Here is a 26895-nt window from a genome sequence, read left to right as displayed (position 1 = left end):
CTAGAGTTGTTTAGGCGCAATCAGCTCTCACTCTTTTTCACTTTATTCATCAAAACTAATTGGTATTCACTGTCTCGTAAAATCACCTATATTTTACCTCTTTGCAAACATAGGAGTGCGCAAAGGAGTCGCAAAGCATTGTTGTTTTTCCTCGTTTCCCGCAGCAGCTTCGCCTGTCCCGTATCGTTCCTCACGGGATAGACTTGACTGCTTTTGCTTCGCAAAACCAGCCTCCTTCCGGCTGTTTCATTATTAATTATTACTTATTAATTATTAATTATTAATTACCCCCGGCTGCTCCATTATTAATTATTAATTTTTAATTATTAATTACACTTTCACATACCACTTCTTCTTATCCATCCAATACGCCAAGCTCCACATGAATGCCAGAAATACGAGTGCATAAAGGAAGGACCCGATTTTTAGGTTGGAACTAACGGGCTTGCATACATGCTCGTAGAACCAAGGCAGGGCGCTGGTATAGAGCTTTTTTCCGGCTTCGTCTGTTCCCGTTTCCCAACGGAATAGCGCAATTACTCTGGGCAAAAATCCGCTGAGTACAAATATGAAAAGTGGATTCTTCCCAAACACATCAAAGAATTTAACCCACCAACCGGATGCTTTTTTGAATTCCATTAAGTATAGCAAAACTGATAGTATCACTGTTGCAAGACCGCTCGTGTACAACACATATGAACTGGTCCAAATTTTCTTATTGATCGGGAATCCGAAATCCCAAGCATAACCCGATGCCACCAATAACACTCCGGCCATGAGCAGCTTCGCTAACATTTCATAGCTTCTTCCACTACTTTGTATATAATGCCCTACGAAATATCCAAACAACACCTGGGCAATTGGAGTGAACCCGCTCATCAGTCCTTCCGGATCAAAAGGCAGTCCTTCACCTTTGTACAAATGCGCTACTCCAAGAATATTCTTGTCGATTGCTGTTCCAAACCAACCATTTAAACTATACGGATCGGCACTGTTGCCTAGAATACAAACCAGCCAATACCCTAATAAAATAACAACTGTTAAATAAGCGCTGCCACGAATTTTCAGGAAATAGGCAGCCATCGCTGCAAAGCCATAAGCCAAGGCTATTCTTTGTAATACCCCCATGATACGAATACCGCTTTCGGGATTCTTAGGGTCTACCCAATATTTAAAAACTAGATTTTCTCCATCCCATTTGATAAATGGACTCCAATTCAGAAAGAGTCCAATGGCAAAAATGATGATCACTCTCTTCCATACTTTTTTCATCACCGCTGCAGTTCCGGCTTGCTCTAATTTCGGCATTACAAAGCTCATAGCATTGCCTACTGCAAAAAGAAAGAAGGGGAATACCAAATCGGTAGGTGTGCAACCATGCCAAGGTGCATGTGCCAGCGGTTCAAACAATTGCCCCCAATTTCCGGGGTTGTTCACGAGTATCATGAGTGCTACGGTAGCACCGCGGAAAATATCGAGGGATGGAAAGCGATTCATAGTTGGGTGTTGGGCTTTAGGTGTTGTAAGGTAATGAAAAAAGGGGGTTCACCGCAGAGAGCGCGAAGCCCGCGAAGTGTTACTCTACCTTTTATTCTGGCTGTTCAATTTTTAATTTTTTTTTTTCACCGCAGCGGCGCAGCGATCGCAGCGGCAACGCAGCGCTACCCCCTGTTCCTCCCCTTGTTCTTTCTCTGTATCTCCTCGTTTCCCGCCAACTCCACCCTCCCCTCCTTCCACTTCACCAACTTCACCCCGGATGCGGTAATTTCTAAACAGGTGATATCACCGTCGTCAAAACAACAACAACCACTGTTGTAGTAAGTGGGTTTTTCGGGGCGACGCGGTTGGTAGTCTTTAGGGAATTGATTTCGAATACGGTGCAATTCTGATAGAATATGGTTACGTTCTTCTTCTGTTGTAACTTTTTCTAAGCGAATGATCAATTGATCGAAGTGGGTAAGCGATTGAAAAATGGGTTGGTGCGTATGACCCGCTACTAAATTCATTCCCACTTGCTGTTGTGCCGACCATCGGTACATGATTTCATTGTGTAAGGAAATATTGTCGAGCGAATCAGAGAGTGAATTAATAGAGATTTTCAGCAGTCGTTGAATGGGCGACCAAATGTTCGCTACAACCCATTTGCTAAATGGGTTTCCGTCGGAACGAATATCACCCTGATGCCCATGCGCAATAAAATATTGTTGATCGGGAAATTGAAGTAAAAGTGCTTCATAAAACCAAAGCTTCCCTCCCATCAATTCGTCCAAAGTTTGCCTTGTTGCATTTTTTACAGCGTACTCTTCATCATGATTTCCGAACAAGCGATAATACCTGCCTGCAGCATAAAATTTCTTTTCTGCGAGTAGAGATTCATGATGAACCGAGAGAACTTTTTTCAGATTGCTTTCCCAAAGTTCTTCTGCGTCGCCATTGTTTATAAGTGTGAAACCGTTTTGATAGTAGTAATCGAGCGCTTTGAGATAGGCAGGTGCGGCCGGAAGAAAATCGTCGGCTCGGTCGCCGCCACCTTTGTGCTGATCGGAAACGATCACCCATTTGCTTTCGGGATCGCAAGGAATGGCCAGGCCTCTTATCGACTCGGAGTTGCAAGTATCTTTCAATAATTCATCGAGCGCCTTATGAACTTTGGATTCATCGGGAGAAGAAGACCATTTATTGATCAAACCGACCAACCATCTCTTAAAACTTGCTGCCATTTAAATTCGGTACTTTTTTCTCTCAGTTAAACTAAGCAGGAAGAATAGAAACCCTATTATGGAGAACAACAATACTATTAAAATGATGGAGAATTTTACCAAAGCCATATCGTAGGTTAAGTGCACCATGGTAGTATAGGCTTGCTTTTTAATAGTAATTAGCATTCCGATGTTTTCAACGATATCACAAATACCGGCGATAATGGAAAGAACAGCGAAGAAGTTACCTGCTTTGCGGAGAACATAATGCTTTGAGAGTTCTCCGAAAAATCGGGCGGCGCTGTAAAGCATAATGGTATAGCAAATAAGAAAGAGAAAATCGATGTAAATGCCGTTTACAAAGTGCTGTTGGTATTCGGGCGTCCAAATTTTGGTGAGTTCTGCCGCTCTTTCGGGAGTTTTGGCCATTTCAAAATCCACGATCTCTCGACCCGAAATTCCATTCGTAATCTTCCTCATTAAGAAGTAAACGATAACAGTGGCAAAAAACGACCAACCAAGTGATTTTCGAATAGCAGGATTCATGTAGTGAACCGTTTGGAGTAGGAAGGTAAGAATAATTGAGAATTAAGAGTTAGGAATTAAGAATTAAGAATTGAACAGCCGAAGTACAGGAACGAGGATAAGAGGAGACGAGGAACGAGGAAATACAGAGAAAGAACAGGGAGAAGAACAGGGGGTAATACAGGAACGAGGATGAGAGGAGACGAAGAACGAGGAAATACAGGGAAAGAACAGGGAGATGAGCAGGGGTTAGCGCTGCGTTATCGCTGCGATCTCTGCGCCGCTGCGGTTTAACTTGAACAGTCAAAATGATTGAATATCGGAGGCTAATCTGTGAGAATCTGTTGTAATCTGCGGTATCTGTGGTGAAAATTAGGAGGAAATATAGATAGACTGCCAGCGCTGCGTTACCGTTGCGATCGCTGCGCCGCCGCGGTAAAGAGCAATTTATTTTCAAGTCTTTTAAGTTAATTGTATTCCACTTGAATTACACTTTATAGCCCAGAGATTCCTTACCTTTATTTCCAACCAAACAGTCAAATATGAGAATCGCCATCACGTTCTGCTTCATGCTCTTATCCTTGTTTTCATTTGCACAATCTACTACGGTATCCGGTAAAGTACTGGACTCCAAAACAGGCAAAGGAATTACCGGCGCCTCTGTTCAAGTAGTGAGCACTAAAAAAGGAGTTAGTACGGCTTCCGATGGAAGCTTTACCGTGACGGCTGCTGCCAATGATGAATTACAAATTAGTGCCGTAGGGTATAAAACCACCACCTTTGCCGTTGCGGGTAGAACCACGCTGGAAATCAGTCTAGACGCCACTGCACAAGAACTCGGTGAAGTAGTGTTAGTAGGTACGCGCCGTGCCGGACGCGTAAAAATTGAAACTCCGGTACCCGTTGACCTCGTTAACATTGGTCAAATTTCTGCTACTACAGCCCGTACCGACATTACTTCTATTCTCAACTACGCCGCCCCCTCTTTCAACTATAACAAACAAAGTGGTAGTGACGGTGCCGATCATATTGATCTGGCTACGCTTCGCGGATTGGGCCCCGATCAAACCCTTGTTCTGGTAAACGGTAAACGCCGCCACCAAACCGCTTTTGTAGCCGTATTTGGAACGCGCGGTAGAGGTAACTCAGGCACCGATTTGAGCGCCCTACCAATGGGAGCTATTGACCGTGTTGAAATTCTTAGAGACGGTGCTTCTTCTCAATACGGGTCGGATGCTATTGCAGGGGTAATTAACCTCGTTCTTAAGAAAACGACCGGAGAATTTACCGGCTCAATTAGCACAAGTGGCTATTATGACAAGAAGTACAATACCTATTTCAAAAGAGATTACAATCAATACATTTACGAAGGCGCTATTGACGGTAAAAATGTAAATTTTAATGGCAACTACGGATTTAAAGTGGGTCAACAAGGTGGCTTCATCAACTTAACTGCCAATTTTATCAGCCAAGGAAAAACATTCCGTCAGGCTTTGGATACCAACGCCAATAGCAGTGAATTCATGTACACCAATATTTACCGTCGCGCTCATGGCGATGGAAGTGTTACCAGCGGTGGATTGTTTTACAATATGGAATTGCCGATTTTAGGCACAAAAGCCACTTTCTATTCTTTCGGCGGTTACAATGGAAAGAAAAGCGATGCTTTCGCTTTCACAAGAAACTGGAGCGCTCGACCCGATCGCTTTCCAACTAATGCAAATGGAACTTTGATTTATGTGCCTTCTATCATGAAAGTAACTGCTGATGCTGATACATTCTATAATCCTCATATTCAAACCAATATTGGAGACCTTTCCATTTCAGGAGGCATTAAAGGACAAACAAGCGGAGGCTGGGACTGGGATTTAAGCAATAGTTATGGTAGAAATAAGTTTCATTTCTACGGTGATAAAACCTTCAATGCTTCCAAAGGCGCTAGTCAAACTCATTTCGATGACGGCGGCTTTAGCTTCTCACAGAACACGGTTAACTTAAATATGAACAAAGAGCTTTCCAAAAAATTCAATCTTGCCTTTGGAGCTGAATTCAGAGCTGAACAATATAAATTGTTTGCCGGTGAAGAAGCGTCGTATAAGAATTATGATCCAACCGGAGATAAAGCAACCGGTTCTCAAGGTTTCCCTGGCTATCAACCATCAGATGTAGTAACTGCGAATAGAACCGTTGTTGGATTTTATGCTGATGGCGAATGGGATGTTACCAAGAAATTGTTCCTTGAATCTGCTTTGCGCTTTGAGCACTACAGTGATTTCGGTTCAACCTTAAATGCAAAACTGGCGGGCAAAATAAAAGCAGCTGACAATTTCAATATCAGAGGTAGCGTAAGTACCGGTTTCCGTGCACCTTCTTTGCAACAGATCAATTTTAGTTCAACGTTCACTACAGTACAAGGTGGTAATATTGCGGAAGTTAAGATTGCTCCAAACTACAGCCCTATCACAAAAGCAGCGGGTATACCAAACTTGAAGCAAGAGAAATCAGTGAATGCCAGCTTAGGTTTCACTTGGAAACCTTCAAAGAATTGGAATGTAACCATTGATGGATATTGGGTGAAAATAAAAGACAGAGTAGTATTGAGTGGTCAATTCAGTGTTGACGACAATACCCTTGACGCAGGATTAATTTCAGCCATGCAAGGGTTGAATGTGAGTCTTGCACAATTCTTCGCTAATGCCGTGAACACCAACAACCGTGGCGTTGACATCGTAATTGATTACAACAAAAAACTTTCCGGTGGCAGAAGTTTCAAGGGATTGTTTACAGCAAACTTCCAGAAGATGACCATCGACCAGGTGAATGTACCTGCAAAATTGAATGATACAGAAGATCATCGCAAAACTTTCTTCAGTGACCGAGAAGAGAAGTTTGTATTAGCGAGTGCGCCTAATAGTAAGTTTGCTTTCAACTTTGAATACGGAATTCACAAGTTTACTATTGGAACACGGTTCACCTATTTCGGGAAAGTGGTGTTGTTGGGTTATGGAGAAGATGGATTGGGAATCAATCCTCAAGTACCTTCTGATGCTGACCCTGCTAAATATGTTCCTGATCAGTACAATTACAACGGCAAGTTGGTGAGTGATTTGTATTTCAATTATGCAATTAGTAAGAAAGTAAATATAGGTTGGGGTGCTGATAACATTTTCAACGTGCATCCTGACTTGGGGATCAATCCTCTTGCTCGCGGATGGGCGTTCAACAACGAAACCGGTGGCCCTTGGGATGCTGTGCAAATGGGGGGTAATGGGATTAGAGGGTTTGTGAGATTGGGTTTTAAGTTCTAAGTTTATAGTAATTGAGTTTTTTAGTAAAACCCGCTTCGAAATTAATCGAAAGCGGGTTTCTATTTTTTTTAGTTTACGCTACCGCAAAGACACAACGAACGCAACGGTACGCAAAGACTCTACTATCAAGCTGCCACGTTGCGAACCTTTGCGTTCTTCAAAACGTTGCGGTAGCGTAAAAAAAAGAACCCTGGAGTTCCAAGAATATTTAGGGTTGTCAGCAACAACACACAACCAAAATACAATTTATTGTATTTCTATTTTTGCTTCATGGAAAAAGAAAATGAACTTTCAAAGTTAATTCTAGATGCAGCATTTGAAGCGCATAAATTATATGGTCCTGGTCTATTAGAAAGTATCTATACCGAAGCCTTGTATATACTGCTCTTACAAAAAGGATTAAAAGTATCCAAAGAGCAAGCACTGCCCGTATACCTCGGAGAGATAAAATTAGGAGTAGGTTATCGAATGGACTTAGTTGTAGAAGATTCAGTTATTGTTGAAGTGAAGTCAGTTGAAGCAATACATGAAATTCATGTAGCCCAAGTACTTACCTATTTAAAAGTAAGCAATATAAAACTCGGCCTCATCATCAACTTCAACTCCATTCTTTTGAAAGATGGTATACGGAGAGTTACGAACAGGCTTTACCCGATCAGCAATTGATAAAATGCTAAATCCAACCACCGATTGAATTTAAACCCTACCTCTTTGATCACTCCCACCTCTCTAAATCCGAATTGCTCGTGCAATTTAATACTCACCGCATTCGACGCATCAATACCCGCCATGATGCAGTGATACCCTTGCAATTTTGCTGCATTGATGATCTCAGGCATGAGAATTTTGCCAAGCCCTTTCCCGCGATGATCTTTATGAATGTAAATAGAATGCTCTACGGTTGGCTTGTAGGCCGCGCGTTCGCGGAAGGTTCCATAAGATCCAAAGCCGAGTAGTTGATCGTTTTCATCCACCAGGCCAATGACGGGGTAATTACCGGCATCTTTTGTTTTGAACCAAGCGTTCATGTTTTCGAGTGTGCGTGGTTCGTAGTCGTAGAGGGCTGTGGAGTTGAGTATGGCATCGTTGAATATTTCAAGTATCTGCGGGGCGTATGCGGGGGTGAGGTTTTTTAGTTGCATGCGAAGGTTGATTGACGATTATTTTCAAATTTAAATAAATTTCCTATTCACCGCAGAGTGCGCAAAGAACGCAGAGATGTCGCAGAGCCCTACCTGAAACTAGCAATTGGAAATACAATTAGTATGCTACAACTTATTTGTCAAGTACAATTCACCTACTAATTAGCTTTACGGAATGAAAACAGAAAACGAACTCTCGCAAATTATTCTTGATACCGCTTTCGAACTACACAATCAAATAGGACCCGGCCTCTTGGAAAGCGTGTATCAGGAAGGCATGTACCATAAACTTTTAGAAAAGGGAATCTATGTTGAGAAGGAAAAGGGCATTTCCGTTTATATTGATAATAAAAAAATTGACAAAGGGTTTAGACTAGACCTTTTGGTTGAAAACAAAGTTGTTGTAGAAATCAAATCTATAGAAGCCATTGCACCCATTCATCAAGCACAAGTCATTACCTATTTAAAATTGGGTGGTTACAAACTAGGATTACTTCTCAATTTCAACACTAAATTTTTCAAAAATGGAATCAGAAGGCTCGTAAATGGCTTATAACCTCGTTGCGACATCTTTGCGTTCTTCGCGCTCGTTGCGGTGAGATACGCCTTTCACCTCCTCCACCAAATCAAAAACCCCGTTACCGGCAACGAAGCAATCATCAAACTAAACAAAAAAGCCGCCATCTTTCCCGCAAAACCTCCGATAGCTCCTACATGAATATCATAATTCATTCGCAAAACCTTATCTGCCGCCGTTGCATCATTGTATTCTCCCCAAATATGCGTCACCGGAAGTTCCTTTAAACTGTATTGATTAAAATACCTGTAATTACTTTTCCAATAAGTTCCTTCCAACTCATTCGTAACTACTACAATACTCGAACTATCTGTCTCCACCGGATGCAATTCAATAGATTTGAATGCATGCCTTCGCTCCCATTCTTTTATAAATAATAAATCCAATGGATCTTGAAAAGCTTTTGAACTGTCTTTTATTGACACCGGCTCATGATACAACATCGACTTCTCTCCTCCCATTGCTTTGTGAAATCCATTTGCAAAACCTGGCAGCACCCATACTAAACCTGTGATAATAAATATCAATGCCACCCAAGAAGCATAAAAGCCAATCACAGCATGTAAGTCCCATGTTTTTCTTTTAACACTGGTAGACGATCTCCATTGAAAACTCAATCGCTGTTTTGCATTCTTTCGTTGCTTTGGCCACCATAACACAATTCCCGAAATCACCATAACTAAAAAAACCAATGTTGCGATCAAAACCACCGGAGCACCAATGTTTCTTGGCAACCACAAATACATGTGGCCATCTAAGATGATTCTGAAAAAACTAGTAGCCACATTTTCAACGCCCAATACTTCTCCTGAATAGGGATTTAGGTAGACAATGTAATAGTAATCATTCCCTTTCTCGGCACTGTAAAACAAGGCTTCCACAGATCTACTTGCTGTGCTATACTGAATGGAATGCACCTTTTTTCCTGGTAGTTCATTTTCAGCAATTGGTAACAAATCTGAGGGGAGTTTCACCGGTGTTTGCTGCACTGCCGTAAAACGATAGTCCTTCATCGCATCTTGAATCTCCTCTTGAAAAGTGTAGATGGCACCTGTAATGGCGATTATAAACACCAGTAGCCCGGACAGAAGTCCGAGCCAGAGGTGTATTTGTCTAACTACTGTTTTTACCATCATTAGAATTTATAAGTGAACCCTAATGAAGCAGTTCTCAACGCTTGAGGAGTAACGGTACTCCATCCGCGGTAATATTTTTGATTGGTAAGATTGTCTACTTTCACACTAATGGTATAGTTAGCGCCATTGTAAGAAAGAACCGAATTAAGAACGGTGTATTCAGGTAATGCGAATTGTCCAATATTGCTTCGGTTCAAAGTATAGTGCTTACTCGCATGATTTGCACCGAAACCAACACTTAACCCACGCAATACTCCTTTGCCTACTTTATAGTTAGCCCAGAAGTTAAAGAGATCAGTAGGACCTGCTTCTTCCGGACGCATGTTCAAGTATCCACCATCGGTAGCGTCTTTAGTAACTTTTGAATCGTTGTGGCTAAACCCTGTTACAATACTCAATCCTTCAATTGGATTTGTTGTAACGCTGAATTCAACTCCTTTGCTTTCAACTTCACCACCTTGAATGGTATTGTTTGGGTTAGTAGGATCGGTCATGGTTTTATTGGTAACCAAAATAGAATAGTAGCTAGCGGTAATAGCAATTCGGTCTTTGTACAAACTTGCTTTGGTTCCTACTTCCCACTGATTCGCATGTTCAGGATCGAAAATTTTAATAGTAGGGTTTTGTCCGTTTACATCTGAAACCGTTGCAGGGGCTAAGTTCGTGAAGCCGTTCATGTAGTTGGCGAAGAAAGACCATTTGTCTTTAACCGGTTGATAAATTAAGCCCAGCTTAGGTGATAGCGTAGTTTGCGATTTGATTTCTCCGGCTGCATACAACGGCAAGCCCTTGAAATTGTCAATACGCAAGCTAGTCATAGCACTCAGCTTATCTGTAAGATGCCACAAATTGGAAACATAAGCCGCAGCAATTTTTGTAACGGCTCTTGACTTTCCTTCACTACTGTTTACAACGAGGTTGTCTACTTTTTGACTGGTTAAGATACCACCGTCTGTTCCGTTAACAAGTGATACCACTCCGTTTGCCACCCATCCGGTGCTATTGTTTTCAATATTGGATTGAAGGTAATCGAAGCCAATAAACAAATCACTCTCAACTGATCCAAGTTCCCATTTACCGATGAAGTTTTGCTGAAGATCAGTAGTATAGGTTGCACCATTTCTCTTTGAAATATAACGAGTGAATTGATCACCATTGGAAGCGTCCCACAAATAGTGGTAGTAGCCGTCTGTCTTAGTATTGCTACTAGAAACAACAGTCTGTGAAGTCCAATATTTTGAAAGTTGGTAGTTGGCTTGCGCTTGAATCGCAAATCCGGGATTTTTAATAGAGAGGCTATTAGTAGTAAAAGCCTTCTTATAGTTCTTTTCGAAAACATCAATTGAACTAAAAGACAATGGATTGTAACGGTTCAAGAAGATCATTGGCGCATTGGCAGACTCTCCATTTCTAAATTCTGTATTGATCAAGAACGTCAATTTTTTGTTCGCATTGATCTTGAAAGAAGGCGCAACATATATTGACTTCCGGAATCCCGCATCTTGAAAGGTATTCTCATAATGATAAGCAGCATTCACGCGAGCCCATACATTTTGGGAGATTGGAGCATTGATATCTGCGGTAAAGCGATTCATATTATTGGTTCCTGTCATAAAACCAATTTCGCCTCCAAATCCTTCATAGGCTTTTTTAGTAACGATGTTGATCAATCCACCATAGGATGCAACAGCGCCGCCATAAAGCGTTCCACTGGGGCCTTTGATCACTTCAATGGTTTCAATATTAATGGGATCAATGGTTCCATTCACGATATTGGGCATACCGTTTAATAATGTGGGTTGAAGTGCAAACCCACGCATAGAATAATACTCGGCACCGTCGCCACCTCTACCGGTACTTTCCCATAGGCGACTGATACCAGTTGCGTTGTTCAATGCTGTTTGCAGATTGGTGATCTGTTGGTCTTTCAATATAAATTTCGAAATAGAATTGTACACCTGCGGATTATCCAAATCGCGCAAAGGCATTTTAGCTACTGTGTTACTAGTGTCGATTTTATAAATATTCTTTTTTCCATATACTACTACTTCATTCAAAACTTTCTTCTTCGTAGAATCCTGTGCAGTGGCGGATCCCGTAATAAATAACAACGCTACTAATAATTTTCTCATCAATTAATTTTTTACATTTTCAATTCGTGCACAAAACTAACAGTGAGAGCAAAGCGAGTTATTACGCAATGAGTAAATGGATTTATGGAATCGGGAAAACAAAGACGAATTAATAATTAAGAAGTAATAATTAAGAATGGAACAGCCGAGGTAATTAATAATTAATAAGTAATAATTAATAATGAAACAGCAGAGTACAGGAACGAGGATAAGAGGAGACGAGGAGCGAGGAAATACAGAACCACGGAGGCTCAGTGGCACGGGGATTCGCTGCGAATCCGCCGCGATCGCTGCGCCGCTGCGGTAAAGCTACTCCGAATATCAGAAGATAATCTTTGCAAATCTGTACTAATTCTTGCTATCTGTGGTCAATATAGAACTTTAGAAGGACAAACTCTTTGCGCTCCTTTTTAAACTTCTTCCCCTTTGCGAATTCCAAGCAGCGAAGCTGCACAAAACTTAATAACTAATAACTCAATAACTCAGAACTTTATTTAAAGGTATTCTATGGTCATAAAAATCCAAAGCTTAGGGCCCAACGAGTAATTCAAGACACCGAAACCACTTTCCTTTTCATGAATATGGCTACAATGGCCGCAGTAACAATACCCACTACTGCAGAAAAAATAGTAGACTCCAGCATAAAATTATCCAAATTGAAATACGCTTCAGCTTCTGCCAATTTCATTTTACCACTAGAAACATTGTAATCGATCATATTCGAGAAAAACTCAGGTGAAAGATAATTATGAATCAAGTATTGAGAAAGGGGTGTTAGAATTGCCACAAAAAGCGTCATAACTACACCCGATCTTAACCCTTGCAAATAGGTCATTGGCCCACCATAATAATCCTCTCGCTTGTTTCTCATTTCAAGAACATACAAAAGAATTGAAGGAATGGCTACAAAAAAAGTTACCGTATTGTGTTGGGCAATTCTGGTGGAATAAAATCCAAGAAATTTTTCAGCAAGCACCCAAGCTAACATCATTAGCGTGAAGTAAATGGCCCATTTGAATTCAAGAGCAATTGATCTCATGGAAGTTGAGTTTTGATGTGGTATCTAACGTAATATACAAAATCTTAATACATCACCCAAACGTCGTTATCATAGCGAAACTCAGGGTGATTGGGTGTTCCACCATATTTGCCACCCGTCATAATAATTTGATTCTTAAATACAGTGGCAGCAATTCCTCCTCGTGGCAGCCAAGGAGCCTCTTGTTCTTCCCAATGAATACCATCACTGCTATTCAATACGTTGCTGGTGAATTGGCCGTTTCTATTGCATCCAAGCAACCATATCTTCTGATTATAAACCAAAGCTGTATAGCCAAAAATTGTTTGGCCTGGCACAATGGCATCCGATACTTTTGTCCAATTGATTGCATCTGTAGAACGCCAAACATCATTGTTCAGCAAATAGAGGGTGTCTCGAAGATTAACAATTTGAGAGCCGGTTCTTTTACCCAGCGCCGTACTGGCCTTTTCTTTGAACCAATTTCTTCCATCGTTAGATGACCATATTTCTGAACTTACTTCTTGTTCTTCCCCACCAATAATCCAAAACTTGTTATTGAACACAAATGGATGATAAAAGAACAATCGTGGTAAATTGCTAGCAGATTCTTTCCAAGAACGAAGATTGGACGTAATAAACAATTTGGGTTGAAATGTATACCGTTCAATGTTTCCTTCAAAATAACCAAAACCGAAAACCGTGTCGTTTTTAACTACGTAATCAAGGAAGGCTTGATTATTAACAGCATCAGACAGACCCGAAGTGCTCCAATTAACGGCATCCAAGGAATACCAAACAGTATCGGGATGAAAGCACCAGAGCGTGTCTCTGATTGCAAAAAGCTGATAATTGTAAGTTTTCTTCCAAGGAGCAGAATCAAGTAGTTTAATCCATTGGTAAGAGCTTGTAGTTGTAATTGTGTTTTTCTGTGTAGCCTCGTCAGCATTGCGCTTTATCAATACAAATGCAAAAGGAATACAAGCGAGCATTCCTATCCACCAAATAGGAGATAATCTTTTTTGCTTCATTGATTGTAGGATAAGTTAATATTACAACAAAGCGACTTTTGACTGCTACCTGAATATACAAAATTTTTAAACAGCAGACGTGATTACATCAGCGATGCCTTATGTTTTGTTCTTAAACTGGCTTCTTTGAATTGAATCGCGTCTTCCCGCACTTTGCTCATTAGGTATTTTTGAATGGACCGATAGTCGGCCTCCGGATACACAGTAAGTACGATGAAATTAGGAGCCACATAGGGGTTTACGTCACATTCATAGGCGGCAAGGGCGAGTTCAATCCCTTTCTTCTGTTCGATACTGTTTACGAGAATTTGAATGGTACTGAACTCAGAGGCATGAATCAATTCCTCGTAATAGTTCTTGCCGTTTTCTTCTCGACAACGTACGATGTCTTCGGCAGACAAATTGGGGGCAAATACTGGGGCATTCACGAGTTTGAAATATGCTCCTTCCTTTCTTGCTTCTACGGTTTCAATAAAATAGTCTTCTATCCCTTCTCCAAAACGATAGAACACAACCACTTCGGTATATCCTGGTTCAAACATTTCGTAAAGGTATTAGATTCTATTGGCCCGTAAAATAGAGTACAACAGCAACCTGAGTGCTATAATAAAAAATAGATGTACTTTACTAACCAAATAGCACATCAATTTAACTTGAGCCATTCTCGCAACCTTGCTTCTTGCAAACGATGATGATGCAAATGCAAATACATAAAAAGCATCCATTGATCTGCTGCGAAAAATCCCAAATCGAAATGTTGCTTTTTACCCCCTTTGTTGTTGTGATGCAAATCGTGAAATATTGTGTTTACTTTTTCTTTCAGCGAACTTAATTTTTCTCTAATGTACTCAATGCTCTCAGGCTGTTGAGTGAGTTTATTAGTAGGAGGGCCTTCAATGCGAACTGCGGGTAGCGCCCCCATCTCAAAGAAACCTTGACCTTTCAAAGTGAGTTGCTCGTGTTTATTTGTATCGGATTGGATGCATTCTCTGGTGTTCTTGAAAAAATATACTGTAGCCTCCAACAGGTGCTGATACATCTGGCCTACCGACCATTCCGATGCAGATGGCTTTAATTCAAATTGTTCTGGAGTATAATCGTTGAGTTGATCGATCCAATAGTCCATTTCTGCATTGAAGTCGTTGGTTATAGGTTCAACCATGGCAATGTTTTTGTTAAATTAAGAAAACTAGGGGAATTTGGTGTTGGGTTCTTAGATTTCGATATTCGGAGTAGCTTCACCGCAACGACCGCTAAGTGCGCAAAGAATTCGCAAAGTATTGTTTTATAGCCTCGGTTCAAGTTGCAATTCATTCCCACATTCACAAACTCCCAAATTCACCAATTACCACCCCGGCTGTTCCATTCTTAATTCTTACTTCTTAATTATTAATTATAATTACCACGGCGGCGCAGCGTCCTTCGGCCTTCTCAGGACAGGCCCGCAGCGACTTCGCAGCGCAGGCTGTCTCTCTGCATTTCCTCTATCTTCGTCTCCTCTCATCCTCGTTCCTCTATTACCCCCTGTTCCTATGCCTGTTCTTTCTTTGTATTTCCTCGCTCTTCGTCTCCTCTTATCCTCGTTCCTGTACTCCGTTGTTCATTTTTAATTATTAATTGTTAATTATTAATTACCCCTCATTGCTCTCACAATCCGCTCCGTTCTTCTATCTGCGCGTGCATTTTGAAGAGAGATAACAGCCCATACTGCTGCAGGTATCCATCCAATAAGGGTTATTTGAAGAATGAGGCATAGAATTCCGGTGAGAATTCTGCCTCTCAGTATGAAAGATAAAAAGGGGAAAAAGATGGCTATAAGTGTCATGGTATTTAATCTTCAATTTGTTCTACAATTACTTTTGTACTGTCTTTACTCATCCAAATCGTTCTCCAAACAGCTCCCGGCTCCAATTCGTAATAGTATTTCCATGCTGAATCACCTATGGAGGACGGTGAAAAAGAATCGTTTGCAGTGAATGGATCCGGTGTTTTTAGAAACGAACTTGTATATGGGTATTGTTTCAAAATTGATTTCATTTCGGCACTGCATGCAGTAAACTTTATCGCAGCTCTTGTATCTACACGAGGAATCACCGGAATTTCTGAAGCTATAATACTAACACAAGGACCGGGTGCTTGTCCAAAAATGTTTTTATACATCGTAGGCGCATCTGTTTTCAGCGAATATTCTGAGCCGGTGAATAAAGACTTGATAATGGTAAACCCTGTGATGATTGCTATTATCACAAATGCAATAAAACTGATGATACTTGCATATATCACTGATTTCTTCTTCTTCTTAATACCTACCAAAAAAAGAATAAGAAAAAGGAATAAGAAGCCAACTGCAAGGATTATATAGATTGCCGTAGTGCTCATAATTTATTATTTACACCAATTTAAGCTGATTCTATTAATGTAGACTTACAACTTTCTTGATTTTCCATTTCTCGCCTTCTTGCTTCCAAATGATCACAAAACGAGCAGGGTGGGGCTTTGCATCTGGTTCTTGATTGTTTCTGAAATAATGAAAGCCAAATTCAATAGCTCCATAGTCTTTGATAGGGTATACTTCTATTGAGCCGGGCACCAAATGACGTGTTACTTTCCCACAAACATTGTTCTTGGTACCTTCCACTACGTCCTTTTTAGAGTTGGAGAAACCTCCTTTGTCGTGATAGAACTCAACATCTTCGGCATAAAAATCGGCATATGCATCAAGCATTAAGGAGCAATTATTATAGGTATTAAAGAAGATACTATCGAGGGCTACTACTTTATTGTACAAAGCCTGATCATCGGGAATATATTTACCCGGCATAAGCTCGTGATTTTGAATTTTCGAAGTACAGGCAGCAAAACTGATGGCTACCATTGCAAGTGTAGCAAACTGTTGAATAGAAAAACGATTCATGAATTAAAGTTTATTAATATAAACCGATACCACAAGCTAGGCGGGGTTGTAAAGAGAAACAAATTCTGTAGGCTCTTTGAAGTTGGTTGGAAGGCGGAAGATACGAATGTTTTGAGAATAACTCTAATACGCTTAAAACAAATATTTACTAAATCAATGATTAGCTATAAACCCGACTTTTGAACCTTTTCATGGTATTGCAAATACATTGGTAAAGCTGCTGAGCCATACCATGGTGTTACTTCCACTTCAAAAATTCCGGACTTTATTGTAGGATCTGATTCAAGTAGTTGCTGTAGTTCTTCTTGCGACTTCACATTGAATATAAACAAACCGCGGTAGGCCCTGTCGTTTTTACCAAAAGGACCTGCAACCACCAACTTACCCATCTTTGCAAGTCGGCCAATATTATCCATATGACCTTTGAATAAACTATCACGGAGTTTGCCTTCTTTAACAACTGTCTTTCCCGTTTTTAGAATTACAAAGTAATACGTTTTCATACCGTATTCATCGGCACCGAGGGAATCTGCAAGCTTCTGATTATAGGAAGTTGATTGAGCTTTCGTAGCAAGCGTTGCAAACAGGAAAATACATAGAAATGTAGACTTACTCATGGCTGAACTATTTCGTATTGAAATATACTGAATTTTCAGCATTGATGAAAAGATGAATTCCGATGAATATGTTTAAGTTTCATTCCGTTCGGAAAATCAGACAGTGGAGTTTTTCTGAAATCTTTGCTAGATAAGCTTTAGTAATTTTTTTACCACAGATACCACAAATTACAACAGATTGCCACAGATTAGAACCCGATATTCAAAGCAACTTTACCGAAGCGGCGCAGCGGTCGCAGCGATAACGCAGCGCAACCCCCTGTTCTTCTTCCTCTTCTTTCTCTATATTTCCTCTATCCTCGTCTCCTCTCATCCTCGTTCCTGTTTCTCCGCTGTTCCATTATTAATTATCAATTGTTAATTATTAATTCCCCTCACCAATCATGCTTCGCAATCAACACACAAACATATGTTTTATAGGTACTGCCGGTTTCGCTTCTTACATACCCTATTCCGATATCTTTCAAACTGCCGTTCCATTCGTTCAATCCAAGCAAATGACTGCGATGGCCCAAACCAGGTGTTTGAGCATCTATAAGTAATGTTTTGATGGCATCAACACCATTGTAGTCTCCTGCAACCAAGGATTCAAAATAATTCATACTTTTCTTCGACAACCAATCCGCATTCAATTTATATCCTGCTTTGTTGATGTAATAATTCATTCCAAATCCATCAGGATCTACATGCGCAAAATAATTTCGCTTGGCCATATCCATCGCTTTGGCTGTAGCCACCTGAGCTAAGGTGTCATTCCATATCAGCTTTATACCGGAAACTTTGATATTCTTAGCATACCCCAACTCTTTGTAATAATTGACTGGGGTACTCCTTACCTCTAATAGATATTCATAGCCTTGTTTGGCCTGAACTGGGTCTGAAACTATATCGGAAGGCCTTTTGCCAGACACCAAAGTAATTGAACACAAAACAAAAATTAAAAATCTCATAACCATCTCAATTTATTCAGAACATCTATTATTTACAAGCCTCTTAGTCAATTTAACATTTTCATGATTGAAAAGTTAGTATATGTCCATAAAGACTATTGAATTCGATAAAAAGTACTAGTATTACCAAAACCGTCGTGACGAAGAAAATGCTTGAACTGCTTTTTCTCCAAATGGTAAATTTTATGATGATCAGGTCCTGTATCGGAGCTTGGTTCCTGCAAAGAATCCAAATGTTGAGTATTGGCGACCGTGCTCATTTCTATGCTGTTCCTTTTAGCATTCAATTGAAACAATTCCCATCCGGCATTTTCATCTTTTCTATTAACAAAATAATAGCCCTTATAGCGTTTCAATACATGATCTTGATCGAACAGAAAAAGTGTATCCATAAATTCATCTCGAATTATGATTGAATCACCCATTCGCTGATAGTAATAAGACTGTCGATTGAGCGTATCTTCAACTGTATTTCCTTTTATAATCAAGTTCTTGTCCAAACTGTCGATATTAAAACGAATGAGGTTGTGATACTTTCGAACTATTGAGAAATCGTTTATTAATAAGAAGTAAGTGCTATCGGAAGAAGCATAACTCCCTTTAAGTTGAAAGGGAATGCTTGATAAAATTGGTTCTCCATCGGGTTGAGGTTGATCGAAACGCGCTGGGCTATCGCAAGAAAAGAATGTAAAACAAACAATGGCACTTGTAACCAAAATCAATTTTTTCATAACGGCATTTTAGCATTCATTCCTTGGATGCAAGACTTGTAACCTATGACAGTTCCCAAAATTCTGTTAAGCAAGAATATATGTAAAGAGGTGCTGATGCGAGGGGGAACAGCCGAAACGCAGAGGAATTGTGGTTGGAGGTCGGAGAGTGTTTTATTGCTTTAAGTTTAGTAGAGGCTGATATTCGAAGAGTCTGTACCTAAGAGCGCAAAGGCCGCTTCGCGGGGAATGTAGAACCACGGAGACACGGTGGCACGGAGTAGTTGCTTCTCCTTCCTCTTTTTCTACTTGTTTTTTTACCGCAACGGCGCAGCGATCGCAGCGATAACGCAGCGCAACCCCCTGTTCTTCTTCCTCTTCTTTCTCTGTATTTCCTCGTTCCTCGCCTCCTCTCATCCTCGCTCCTCCATCCCCCCTGTTCTTCTCCCTGTTCTTTCCCTGTATTTCCTCGTTCCTCGCCTCCTCTCATCCTCGCTCCTCCATCCCCCCTGTTCTTCTTCCTCTTCTTTCTCTGTATTTCCTCGTTCCTCGCCTCCTCTCATCCTCGCTCCTCCATCCCCCCTGTTCTTCTCCCTGTTCTTTCCCTGTATTTCCTCGTTCCTCGCCTCCTCTCATCCTCGCTCCTCCATCCCCCCTGTTCTTCCCCCTCTTCTTTCTCTGTATTTCCTCTATCCTCGTCTCCTCTCATCCTCGTTCCTGCTTCGCCGCTGTTTCATTAGTAATTATTACTTATTAATTATCTCGGCTGTTTCATTATTAATTATTACTTATTAATTATCTCCCTCCTATTTCAAATAAACCACCTTCTCAGCTTCCTCTGCTTCGTCATTTGAATAACGGATTCTAATTTTTCCTTTGCCCAATTTTGTTACCAAGCCTTTGAAGTTCTTCCATTCTTCCGGTAATTCGCCGGGTTTATAAGTATGTGTTGTATCGAATTGTTTGGCCTCTGTGCCAAAAGGCCCATAGGTGTTGGCTGATTCCGGCAAATCGGGTAGTTGCCAATCCCAAATAGAGAAAGAATAGATTTCTCTCCAACGCCCTTTCTTAAAACTTAGGATATGCCAGGTGTTGAGGTTTGACCAGTCGGCCCAGTTCACAACATAACTCAATTCATCTGCTCCATCACCGTCTAAATCTCCTTCGTTTTTAAGCAGGCTCAATCCAAACAATTGGGGGTTGGAAGAAATAACAACCGTATCTAAGTGCTTGTTAGTAGATAGCAAGAAGGAATAAGGCTTTCTCGACTCGGTAATAGCAACCAATGAATCGTAATCGTCTAAGTCAAAAAATTTATTGATTTCCTTATTAGTAAGTAGGCTAGTGTAATGTTCGGTTAGCAGTTCTTTCTTTCCATCGCCATCAAAATCGCCTTCCACTTCAAAACGATAACCCCAGATGGGCCGAACTGAGGTTTCAGCGCTGTGGGAGGCGGGTGTCTCCACATGCTTGGTTTGCGATACTAGAGAATCAGTTTGATTCGTTTGTTTTACCGGTGTTTCCTTTTCTCTGCAAGCAACTAGCAATAGGCAACTTAAGAATAAATACAATGCTTTCATATAACCATTCTAATATAAAATAGAGATGCGAAACCGTGAAATTTTACATAGACCGAAAGGGAGAAATTTATTAATGTAAAGTTGTTTTGCTTAAGGTTGAAAAGGTTGTTACTGCTTTATGTTTTTAGAAGTTTGAATTTCGAAGAGTCATCTACTTTAGGAAGCAGAGCCGCTACGCGGGGAATGTAGAACCACGGAGACACGGTGGCACGGAGTAGTTGCTTCTCCTTCCTCTTTTTTTACTTGTTTTTTAACCGCAGCGGCCGCAGCGATAACGCAGCGAATCCCCGTGCCTCTGAGCCTACTTGGTTTTGTAGTTTATCCCTCCCCCTGTTCTTTCCCGGTATTTCCTCGTTCCTNTTTACTTGTTTTTTAACCGCAGCGGCCGCAGCGATAACGCAGCGAATCCCCGTGCCTCTGAGCCTACTTGGTTTTGTAGTTTATCCCTCCCCCTGTTCTTTCCCGGTATTTCCTCGTTCCTCGCCTCCTCTCATCCTCGCTCCTCCATCCCCCCTGTTCTTCCCCCTCTTCTTTCTCTGTATTTCCTCCCTCCTCTATTCCGGCTGTTCCATTATTAATTATTAATTGTTAATTATTAATTACTTCCCTCCTACTCAATTTGTAGTACTCCTCTCTTCCTGCCCGAAAAACGGTTAACTTAGTATTCTCAACCCCCTGTATGCACAATTGTTTCTGCACCTTACTGCTTTTCCTTTGGGGACTGTCTGCTACTGCGCAAACTAAAAAAATTGATAGTCTGCGAAACCTAGTGTATTCAAGCACCTCAAAAAATGCGAAACTTGAGCAGCTGCTGGCATTAACAGAGGAATACCAAAGCATGCACAGAGATAGCCTTGAAAGCTACACCAACGAAATCAGCCAACTAGCAAGTAAATCAACAGATACACGGATCAAAACAAGGGCAGCTCTGGCCTTATCATATACGTATACACAATGGGGATGGTCTGATAGTGCACGACTTACCGTAGAGCCTGAAATCGCAAAATACCCTCCCTCCGACCCCGCTGCACGCGATCTGTATTTCAAATTACAAAGAGTGAAGGCCATGAGTTATGGCGTTAAATCTAACTACGAAAAAGCCTTGGAAGTACTTTTCGAAATGCTTCCTATAGCGGAAAAATACCAAGACAGTATATACATTGCGCTTACGTCGAATACCATTGGATCAGTGTATATGGCAATGGGTAAAATGCCCGAAGCAGTGCAGTGGATTGTAAAAGGAATGGAAGCAAGTCCAACAAATTCGAACAATTTACTACCCCGTGCCTCAAGCTTTGTAAATTATGGCATCGCTTTAATGATCACCGACAAAACAGATTCAGCCGTTTACTTCACACAGAAGGGACTAGTCCTTGGACGACAAATTGAAAACTTAAACATTGTTGCCACTGCATTGAGAACGCTAAGCTCCATCTACACCAATCAAAAAGACTATGAAAAAGCTGAAAAAGCATTGCTGGAAATGATTCAGGTTAGAAGTAAGATATCAGCTACCAGCATTTTGATTGATGATAATATTAGAATTGTAGAATTCTATGCACAGTCGGGACAACTGAAAAAAGCCATTGAACTGTGTAAGAAGTTTTTACAAAAAGGAAGTCTGGTTTCAAATGAGTTCTCTGGAGGGTCTACATTCCTAAACGATCCCAAAAACAGGGTTGAATTTTTGAAACTACTGGCCGGTTATTACAAAGAAGACCACCAATTAGAATCTTATGCGGCTACCTTGGAAGAATTAAATGCAGCAAAAGACTCGCTATACGAAGCAAACTCAGCGGAAGCCATAGCGCAGGCACAAACGCAATACGAGGTGCAGAAAAAGGAAAATACCATTCTAAAACAAAAAAATGACATTCAACAAAAGGACATCCTCTTCTATGAATCCATTGCATTTCTTGTTTTGATCGTAGCGGTTGGACTGATCCTGTTTTCTCGCTTTCGTACCAAACAAAAAATCCGCCAAACCGCAATTAGGGAAGAAGAAAAAACTAAAGCAGCTTTGGCCGTTCAAAAAGCAGAAGAACAAGAGCGCAAACGAATTGCGGCCGACCTTCATGATAATTTAGGAGCTTATGCGGCATCAATGGCGGCACAAATCGACAGCATTCATTTAAACGAAGTGGATCCCGGCATTAAAAAAACCGTACAGGGATTGCACTCTAATTCTCAAGCCATCATTTCACAGTTAAACGATACTATTTGGGTGTTAAACAAAGAAGCACTTTCTTTAACTGCCATTAGTGATCGAATTAAAAGCTATATCAATAAAATAATAGACGGTTACCCGGCTATGGATGTAGATGTGGTAGAAGAAATTGAAACCAATATCCTTCTAAGCTCTTCTCAAGCATTTAACCTATATCGTTTGATTCAAGAAGGGATTAATAATGGATTGAAACATAGTAAAGGAACAAACTTGACAATTACCATCAAGAGTGATTCAAATAACTGGAGTGCAACTGTATCCGATAACGGAGTAGGATTTAATAAGTCTGCTATGCTCCATAAAGGAAACGGACTTCACAACATGAAAAGAAGAGCGGAAGAATCGAATTGGGAGATTGATTGGAAAGAAAATCCGAACGGAGGATGCAGTGTGTATGTTTCAGGTACTTCAAATTGATTATAGTACAGGTTGAAAGACCTACCTAATTTTACAATAATGGCATTCAGAATCGCTTTTACAGAAGACAATCAGGTAAACAGAACCACTTTTCAGCAAAAATTGAAAAGCCTACCCGATTTTGATCTGATCTTTAGTGCCGTAAACGGGCACGACTGTTTGGAGCAACTAAAGGGTCTCCCTGTTCAAAAGCTTCCCGAAGTCATATTCATGGATATTGAAATGCCACAGTTAGACGGCATTGAAACCATAAAGATTGCCAAACCTTTGTATCCGGAAGTACATTTCATTGTATTAACGGTATTCGACGATGATGATAAAATTTTCGAAGCCATTAGATCCGGTGCCTCAGGATATCTGCTAAAACACGAACCGGCAAGCACTCTTCAAGAATCGGTAGTAAACGTACTTCAATACGGTGGAGCACCAATGAGTCCGGCTATTGCAAGAAAAGTGCTCTCCATTATGAGTCAGTCCAACCGGGCCAATTCGAATGATAGCGAAAAGCAAAATACCGTCCCCTCTATAATCACAACCCGCGAGGAAGAAATTCTACAGCATATGGTTCAGGGAAAAGATGCGAAACGAATTGCTGCTACTTTGAATATCAGTGTTCTTACCGTTCGCAAACACATTGCAAATATCTACGACAAGCTGCACGTTCAATCTAGAGCCGAGATCATAACGATGGCTCATAAGAACAATTGGTTTTAAAAATTAAGAATTAAGAGGTAAGAATTAAGAATTAGAAGACTTTAATTGCTTTTTCTATCAGAAGCGCATCAATTGCTTTTCACCACGCAAATAGTAAATCATTATTGGGCCCAAGTAACAAAAGCCCAAAGCCTAATTATCCAAAGCCTACCCACCTAATGCCCAACTAATACATTTTAAGTATTTCCTACACTATAGCTATCAGTTAGTTTTACACGAAACAAATTGATATGAGACCTACAACAACAAAACTTCTCAAATGCTTATTTAGCTTATCACTACTCGCTATTTCGTGCAGTAAAAGCAGCGATAGCGGGCAGGGTGATACTACGCCAAAAGCTCCATTTTGGAAAGGATTTGTAAACACACAAATTTGGGAGCACGGCGCTATTTTAGGCACGAACGGTCAGATTCGTTATTATTTTAGTGATACAGGCGGATCAATGAGCGATACTGCCAATGCAAATGTTCAGAAATACAATGGCACCTATACTACACCTGCCGGAACCGATAGCATTTACATCAACTGTGGCAATAGCAGTGTGGTGTTCTCACTGAGAGGAAAGTACAATAGTGCCAAAACAAGTATTTCAGGAATATGGAAAATGAGTGTATTCGGCATTACCAATACCTTACCATTCTCTTTGGTTTACTTACAGTAGAATCGACACATTTGAAAAGCGGCGCTGTAATCTATTTCTTAATCGGGGGGATTGAGTAAAGAAACAGGCCGCTTTCATCTTTTAAAGAAAGCGGCCTGCTAATTAAATATGATAAAGGCTATACGTTTGGAATACCCCGGCGAACCATTAGGTAGGCCTTTTTATCTTTAGAAGCTTCTTTAACATAGGCAGCATAGTACGACTTGGTCATCAAATCAACCTGATGTGTATACGTTTTCCCTTTAGCTGCGGCACCATGAAGCTTGCTAATAAAAACCTGATCAAAATCACCGGCGGTATATTTATTCAATTCACTGTTAGTTACCTTTTTTCCATCGATCCAAACTCCATATACATTTGCCTTTTTAAACGACTCAAATTGTGCTTCGCTGGGCGATTGTTTTCCAAGAGGCTTGGGTGCTTTTACAAAGAGTACGCGTTGTTTCATTTGTTGTTCAGGGCTCATTTTAACGAAAATAGCCTCTAGTTTTGCTCGTTCTTCTTCAGTGAAAGCGGTTACTAATTCATGATCGGCCCCCTTGGTTCTTTTCGTTGCCGCGTCTATAATTGCTTGATACTCGTTCAAGACTTCTTGACTCACTCCTTCTTTTGTAGAACCGATTGATTGCTTAACAAATGGATCTGTAATTTTTTGCTGTGCAGATGCGATAAATGGTGCACTGAATGCAATTAAAGTAAACAATAATGACAGGTGCTTTTTCATGGCTTTATAATTTGGATACTTAAATTAACGAACTACAGAGAATTTATTTTCCTATCTGTACAATTTGATAAAACTTTAGCATTTCACCTTACCCATTCGCCCTGAATTTAGCAAGAAGCTTTTTATAGACCAGAACATGCAGAATTAAACTAACACCCCCAATTACCAATGCGAAGGCTGTAGGAAGAATGGCACCGAAAGTTACGGTCATTCCAAGCACGAATCCTAGTATGTATTCTCCGTGATAAAGTGGAAAGAAAACGGCCAATGCAATCAGCAGATACAGCACATTCTCGAGGAACAAATCCACTTTATACGTAAAACAAACGGATAATATTATTCCAAAAGCCGCTGCAAGAAGAAACTTGTAAACAGCTGTTCTTGAGACTCTGGATCTTTGGCTTTCAGCCACAGCAAGGAGATGCTTTTCAATTCTTCCTATACAAATAAAACTCAGTACTGCCATTACGGGGAGTCCCCACCAATTGGAAATACCGGGCATATCCTTTCTTTGCAAAATATGATGAACATAAACACCTCCTCCCATCCACTCCCTAAGCAGTGCAAGTGCCACAACAAGAAGACAACCAACAATAAATAAGTACTTGTATTTCATGTGCTATTATTTGGTGAATTGTTTCAATTTGTTGACTGCATATTGATAGTTCTCATCGTCGAAGCACACTAGGATAATTTGCTCGGGTAAGGCTTGCTCATTAATGAAATGAACGATGGAGCTGATCGCTATTGCTGCGGCGCTTTCTTTGGGATAACCATAGATTCCCGTACTGATATTGGGAAATGCAATGGAATGACACTGATGTTCTTTCGCGAGTGTGAGAGCATTCAAATAACAGTTGGCCAATTTCTCAGCTTCGCCTTTTCCCCCACCATTCCAAACCGGACCTACGGTATGAATAACATATTTTGCAGAAAGCTTCCCTGCCCCTGTAATAACAGCTTCACCGGTTTTGCAGGAACCTTGCCTAGCAATAATTCTCCTACAGTCTTCCAAAATAGCAGGCCCTCCGGCACGATGAATAGCGCCGTCTACTCCGCCTCCACCAAGCAAGGAGCTGTTCGCAGCATTAACGATCGCATCTACTTGAGTTTTTGTGATATCTCCTTTTACAACGGCTATGCGGTTCAATATCATTGTAGAAAGTTACGACAAAAGACTGTGCGCTGTCTTAATTAACCCCTAGCGAGCGACCAATTAAAATAAAAAAGGTCGTTCATGAGTCAACATGAACGACCAACCGACAAACCAAATATAAAACTAAACGCCGGGCCAGGCTACTTTAATACTGGCCACTTTCGTTTCAATAACTGCACCGGTTTCAGCATTAACAGCTTTTAGAACTACACGATAGATGCCGAATGCTACTCCTAAAAAGGTTGTTTGACCACTCAAAGGAAGATTGGAACTTGACATTACCAACTCACCTGTTGTATTGTTATAAACCTCAAGAGTACCGCTGAGCGTTTGAGTGTTATCACAGGCTTTTATTCCATAAGCCACTTTGATACTCCAAATTGTTGGAATGGCTTCTCTTTTACCTTGTTTCAAATCGAGCTGATAGATGTTTGTACAAGGCGGAGGAGGCGTGGGAGCAACTTCTTTGTTTACGGAAGGTTGATTGTCATTTACCGGAGTGAGTGTTGAACCGGTTTTACTGCAAGAACTAAATCCTAAGGCAATGATTGCCAAAGCTAACAATTTTTTCATTTTGCTGTTGGTGTTATAAGTGTGGAATTGGATCACAAGTCACTGAAATCCATCCGGATGAAAATCAGAACCTTAACCATTTA

Annotated in this window: 27 protein-coding genes; 6 read left to right on the top strand and 21 right to left on the bottom strand. The window is 40.7% G+C overall.

All coding sequences use genetic code 11. The annotated features are described in order from the left end of the window. Positions 1-330: 330 nt before the first annotated feature. The 3 genes from ACQ2HE_RS04040 to ACQ2HE_RS04030 form a co-directional block, all read right to left on the bottom strand. A complete protein-coding gene (locus ACQ2HE_RS04040) occupies positions 331-1497 on the bottom strand; it encodes an acyltransferase family protein (RefSeq protein ID WP_430901563.1) in 1167 nt (388 codons plus the stop codon). Between the two features lie 164 nt (positions 1498-1661). Further along, entirely contained in the window at positions 1662-2720 is a 1059-nt protein-coding gene (locus tag ACQ2HE_RS04035) for a metallophosphoesterase family protein (protein ID WP_430901561.1), read from the bottom strand. Beyond that, positions 2721-3245: a hypothetical protein gene (locus ACQ2HE_RS04030; protein WP_430901559.1), complete on the bottom strand. Its 525-nt coding sequence runs from the start codon at positions 3243-3245 to the stop codon at positions 2721-2723. A 521-nt stretch (positions 3246-3766) separates the two neighbouring features. On the opposite strand from ACQ2HE_RS04030, the gene ACQ2HE_RS04025 reads away from it, so the two are divergent. Further along, positions 3767-6532 carry a TonB-dependent receptor gene (locus ACQ2HE_RS04025; RefSeq protein ID WP_430901557.1) on the top strand — a complete coding sequence of 922 codons (2766 nt, stop codon included), beginning with the start codon at positions 3767-3769 and terminating at the stop codon, positions 6530-6532. A 270-nt stretch (positions 6533-6802) separates the two neighbouring features. Continuing rightward, positions 6803-7198: a GxxExxY protein gene (locus ACQ2HE_RS04020; protein WP_430901555.1), complete on the top strand. Its 396-nt coding sequence runs from the start codon at positions 6803-6805 to the stop codon at positions 7196-7198. On the opposite strand, the gene ACQ2HE_RS04015 is transcribed toward ACQ2HE_RS04020, so the two are convergent. Next, positions 7180-7674: a GNAT family N-acetyltransferase gene (locus ACQ2HE_RS04015; protein WP_430901553.1), complete on the bottom strand. Its 495-nt coding sequence runs from the start codon at positions 7672-7674 to the stop codon at positions 7180-7182. The genes ACQ2HE_RS04020 and ACQ2HE_RS04015 overlap by 19 nt on opposite strands. A 175-nt stretch (positions 7675-7849) precedes the next feature. On the opposite strand from ACQ2HE_RS04015, the gene ACQ2HE_RS04010 reads away from it, so the two are divergent. Further along, positions 7850-8230, top strand: a complete 381-nt coding sequence (locus tag ACQ2HE_RS04010; protein WP_430901551.1) for a GxxExxY protein — start codon at positions 7850-7852, stop codon at positions 8228-8230. Between the two features lie 53 nt (positions 8231-8283). Here ACQ2HE_RS04010 and ACQ2HE_RS04005 read toward each other — a convergent pair whose 3' ends face one another. From ACQ2HE_RS04005 to ACQ2HE_RS03945, 13 genes are all read right to left on the bottom strand, one after another. Continuing rightward, positions 8284-9387, bottom strand: a complete 1104-nt coding sequence (locus ACQ2HE_RS04005; protein ID WP_430902420.1) for a PepSY-associated TM helix domain-containing protein — start codon at positions 9385-9387, stop codon at positions 8284-8286. After that, positions 9387-11519: a TonB-dependent siderophore receptor gene (locus tag ACQ2HE_RS04000; RefSeq protein WP_430901547.1), complete on the bottom strand. Its 2133-nt coding sequence runs from the start codon at positions 11517-11519 to the stop codon at positions 9387-9389. The genes ACQ2HE_RS04005 and ACQ2HE_RS04000 overlap by 1 nt, the downstream gene beginning before the upstream one ends. 547 nt (positions 11520-12066) lie before the next feature. Beyond that, positions 12067-12558: a DUF4199 domain-containing protein gene (locus ACQ2HE_RS03995; protein WP_430901545.1), complete on the bottom strand. Its 492-nt coding sequence runs from the start codon at positions 12556-12558 to the stop codon at positions 12067-12069. Positions 12559-12602: 44 nt separating this feature from the next. Continuing rightward, complete coding sequence (locus tag ACQ2HE_RS03990) at positions 12603-13568, bottom strand: DUF6242 domain-containing protein (protein ID WP_430901543.1); 966 nt, start codon at positions 13566-13568, stop codon at positions 12603-12605. An 83-nt stretch (positions 13569-13651) separates the two neighbouring features. Beyond that, entirely contained in the window at positions 13652-14110 is a 459-nt protein-coding gene (locus tag ACQ2HE_RS03985; protein ID WP_430901541.1) for a DUF4265 domain-containing protein, read from the bottom strand. Between the two features lie 101 nt (positions 14111-14211). After that, on the bottom strand, positions 14212-14730 hold the full coding sequence (locus ACQ2HE_RS03980) for a DinB family protein (protein WP_430901539.1): 519 nt from the start codon (positions 14728-14730) through the stop codon (positions 14212-14214). Positions 14731-15195: 465 nt separating this feature from the next. Beyond that, positions 15196-15393, bottom strand: a complete 198-nt coding sequence (locus tag ACQ2HE_RS03975; protein WP_430901538.1) for a YqaE/Pmp3 family membrane protein — start codon at positions 15391-15393, stop codon at positions 15196-15198. A gap of 5 nt (positions 15394-15398) precedes the next feature. Continuing rightward, complete coding sequence (locus tag ACQ2HE_RS03970; RefSeq protein WP_430901537.1) at positions 15399-15947, bottom strand: hypothetical protein; 549 nt, start codon at positions 15945-15947, stop codon at positions 15399-15401. A gap of 34 nt (positions 15948-15981) precedes the next feature. Next, positions 15982-16482 carry a nuclear transport factor 2 family protein gene (locus ACQ2HE_RS03965; RefSeq protein WP_430901536.1) on the bottom strand — a complete coding sequence of 167 codons (501 nt, stop codon included), beginning with the start codon at positions 16480-16482 and terminating at the stop codon, positions 15982-15984. 164 nt (positions 16483-16646) lie between these two features. Beyond that, positions 16647-17099, bottom strand: a complete 453-nt coding sequence (locus tag ACQ2HE_RS03960) for a YciI family protein (RefSeq protein ID WP_430901535.1) — start codon at positions 17097-17099, stop codon at positions 16647-16649. 374 nt (positions 17100-17473) lie between these two features. Beyond that, on the bottom strand, positions 17474-18049 hold the full coding sequence (locus ACQ2HE_RS03955) for a CAP domain-containing protein (protein WP_430901534.1): 576 nt from the start codon (positions 18047-18049) through the stop codon (positions 17474-17476). A 95-nt stretch (positions 18050-18144) separates the two neighbouring features. Further along, positions 18145-18780, bottom strand: a complete 636-nt coding sequence (locus tag ACQ2HE_RS03950; RefSeq protein ID WP_430901533.1) for a hypothetical protein — start codon at positions 18778-18780, stop codon at positions 18145-18147. 785 nt (positions 18781-19565) lie between these two features. Further along, on the bottom strand, positions 19566-20339 hold the full coding sequence (locus tag ACQ2HE_RS03945) for a hypothetical protein (RefSeq protein WP_430901532.1): 774 nt from the start codon (positions 20337-20339) through the stop codon (positions 19566-19568). Positions 20340-21018: 679 nt separating this feature from the next. Here ACQ2HE_RS03945 and ACQ2HE_RS03940 point away from each other — a divergent pair. The 3 genes from ACQ2HE_RS03940 (at position 21019) to ACQ2HE_RS03930 (ending at position 24359) form a co-directional block, all read left to right on the top strand. Next, positions 21019-22983, top strand: coding sequence for a tetratricopeptide repeat-containing sensor histidine kinase (locus tag ACQ2HE_RS03940; RefSeq protein ID WP_430901531.1), 1965 nt, complete (start codon positions 21019-21021; stop codon positions 22981-22983). A gap of 39 nt (positions 22984-23022) precedes the next feature. Then, positions 23023-23697: a response regulator gene (locus ACQ2HE_RS03935; RefSeq protein ID WP_430901530.1), complete on the top strand. Its 675-nt coding sequence runs from the start codon at positions 23023-23025 to the stop codon at positions 23695-23697. A 230-nt stretch (positions 23698-23927) separates the two neighbouring features. Continuing rightward, positions 23928-24359, top strand: coding sequence for a hypothetical protein (locus tag ACQ2HE_RS03930; RefSeq protein ID WP_430901529.1), 432 nt, complete (start codon positions 23928-23930; stop codon positions 24357-24359). A 118-nt stretch (positions 24360-24477) separates the two neighbouring features. On the opposite strand, the gene ACQ2HE_RS03925 is transcribed toward ACQ2HE_RS03930, so the two are convergent. From ACQ2HE_RS03925 to ACQ2HE_RS03910, 4 genes are all read right to left on the bottom strand, one after another. Then, complete coding sequence (locus ACQ2HE_RS03925; RefSeq protein ID WP_430901528.1) at positions 24478-25083, bottom strand: hypothetical protein; 606 nt, start codon at positions 25081-25083, stop codon at positions 24478-24480. An 88-nt stretch (positions 25084-25171) separates the two neighbouring features. Continuing rightward, on the bottom strand, positions 25172-25699 hold the full coding sequence (locus ACQ2HE_RS03920) for a hypothetical protein (protein WP_430901527.1): 528 nt from the start codon (positions 25697-25699) through the stop codon (positions 25172-25174). A gap of 6 nt (positions 25700-25705) precedes the next feature. Then, a complete protein-coding gene (locus ACQ2HE_RS03915; RefSeq protein WP_430901526.1) occupies positions 25706-26239 on the bottom strand; it encodes an O-acetyl-ADP-ribose deacetylase in 534 nt (177 codons plus the stop codon). Between the two features lie 123 nt (positions 26240-26362). After that, positions 26363-26812, bottom strand: coding sequence for a putative periplasmic lipoprotein (locus tag ACQ2HE_RS03910; RefSeq protein ID WP_430901525.1), 450 nt, complete (start codon positions 26810-26812; stop codon positions 26363-26365). Positions 26813-26895: the final 83 nt, after the last annotated feature.

Source organism: Endoryza foliicola, from assembly GCF_050589245.1.
Lineage (GTDB): Bacteria > Bacteroidota > Bacteroidia > Chitinophagales > Chitinophagaceae > Endoryza > Endoryza foliicola.
This window is presented reverse-complemented; position numbering and strand designations above follow the sequence as displayed.

Excerpts from the sequence above, each read along its gene's own strand:
- ACQ2HE_RS04040 (WP_430901563.1), bottom strand. The coding sequence starts at position 1,497 with ATGAATCGCTTTCCATCCCTCGATATTTTCCGCGGTGCTACCGTAGCA.
- ACQ2HE_RS04035 (WP_430901561.1), bottom strand. The coding sequence starts at position 2,720 with ATGGCAGCAAGTTTTAAGAGATGGTTGGTCGGTTTGATCAATAAATGG.
- ACQ2HE_RS04030 (WP_430901559.1), bottom strand. The coding sequence starts at position 3,245 with ATGAATCCTGCTATTCGAAAATCACTTGGTTGGTCGTTTTTTGCCACT.
- ACQ2HE_RS04025 (WP_430901557.1), top strand. The coding sequence starts at position 3,767 with ATGAGAATCGCCATCACGTTCTGCTTCATGCTCTTATCCTTGTTTTCA.
- ACQ2HE_RS04020 (WP_430901555.1), top strand. The coding sequence starts at position 6,803 with ATGGAAAAAGAAAATGAACTTTCAAAGTTAATTCTAGATGCAGCATTT.
- ACQ2HE_RS04015 (WP_430901553.1), bottom strand. The coding sequence starts at position 7,674 with ATGCAACTAAAAAACCTCACCCCCGCATACGCCCCGCAGATACTTGAA.
- ACQ2HE_RS04010 (WP_430901551.1), top strand. The coding sequence starts at position 7,850 with ATGAAAACAGAAAACGAACTCTCGCAAATTATTCTTGATACCGCTTTC.
- ACQ2HE_RS04005 (WP_430902420.1), bottom strand. The coding sequence starts at position 9,387 with ATGATGGTAAAAACAGTAGTTAGACAAATACACCTCTGGCTCGGACTT.
- ACQ2HE_RS04000 (WP_430901547.1), bottom strand. The coding sequence starts at position 11,519 with ATGAGAAAATTATTAGTAGCGTTGTTATTTATTACGGGATCCGCCACT.
- ACQ2HE_RS03995 (WP_430901545.1), bottom strand. The coding sequence starts at position 12,558 with ATGAGATCAATTGCTCTTGAATTCAAATGGGCCATTTACTTCACGCTA.
- ACQ2HE_RS03990 (WP_430901543.1), bottom strand. The coding sequence starts at position 13,568 with ATGAAGCAAAAAAGATTATCTCCTATTTGGTGGATAGGAATGCTCGCT.
- ACQ2HE_RS03985 (WP_430901541.1), bottom strand. The coding sequence starts at position 14,110 with ATGTTTGAACCAGGATATACCGAAGTGGTTGTGTTCTATCGTTTTGGA.
- ACQ2HE_RS03980 (WP_430901539.1), bottom strand. The coding sequence starts at position 14,730 with ATGGTTGAACCTATAACCAACGACTTCAATGCAGAAATGGACTATTGG.
- ACQ2HE_RS03975 (WP_430901538.1), bottom strand. The coding sequence starts at position 15,393 with ATGACACTTATAGCCATCTTTTTCCCCTTTTTATCTTTCATACTGAGA.
- ACQ2HE_RS03970 (WP_430901537.1), bottom strand. The coding sequence starts at position 15,947 with ATGAGCACTACGGCAATCTATATAATCCTTGCAGTTGGCTTCTTATTC.
- ACQ2HE_RS03965 (WP_430901536.1), bottom strand. The coding sequence starts at position 16,482 with ATGAATCGTTTTTCTATTCAACAGTTTGCTACACTTGCAATGGTAGCC.
- ACQ2HE_RS03960 (WP_430901535.1), bottom strand. The coding sequence starts at position 17,099 with ATGAGTAAGTCTACATTTCTATGTATTTTCCTGTTTGCAACGCTTGCT.
- ACQ2HE_RS03955 (WP_430901534.1), bottom strand. The coding sequence starts at position 18,049 with ATGAGATTTTTAATTTTTGTTTTGTGTTCAATTACTTTGGTGTCTGGC.
- ACQ2HE_RS03950 (WP_430901533.1), bottom strand. The coding sequence starts at position 18,780 with ATGAAAAAATTGATTTTGGTTACAAGTGCCATTGTTTGTTTTACATTC.
- ACQ2HE_RS03945 (WP_430901532.1), bottom strand. The coding sequence starts at position 20,339 with ATGAAAGCATTGTATTTATTCTTAAGTTGCCTATTGCTAGTTGCTTGC.
- ACQ2HE_RS03940 (WP_430901531.1), top strand. The coding sequence starts at position 21,019 with ATGCACAATTGTTTCTGCACCTTACTGCTTTTCCTTTGGGGACTGTCT.
- ACQ2HE_RS03935 (WP_430901530.1), top strand. The coding sequence starts at position 23,023 with ATGGCATTCAGAATCGCTTTTACAGAAGACAATCAGGTAAACAGAACC.
- ACQ2HE_RS03930 (WP_430901529.1), top strand. The coding sequence starts at position 23,928 with ATGAGACCTACAACAACAAAACTTCTCAAATGCTTATTTAGCTTATCA.
- ACQ2HE_RS03925 (WP_430901528.1), bottom strand. The coding sequence starts at position 25,083 with ATGAAAAAGCACCTGTCATTATTGTTTACTTTAATTGCATTCAGTGCA.
- ACQ2HE_RS03920 (WP_430901527.1), bottom strand. The coding sequence starts at position 25,699 with ATGAAATACAAGTACTTATTTATTGTTGGTTGTCTTCTTGTTGTGGCA.
- ACQ2HE_RS03915 (WP_430901526.1), bottom strand. The coding sequence starts at position 26,239 with ATGATATTGAACCGCATAGCCGTTGTAAAAGGAGATATCACAAAAACT.
- ACQ2HE_RS03910 (WP_430901525.1), bottom strand. The coding sequence starts at position 26,812 with ATGAAAAAATTGTTAGCTTTGGCAATCATTGCCTTAGGATTTAGTTCT.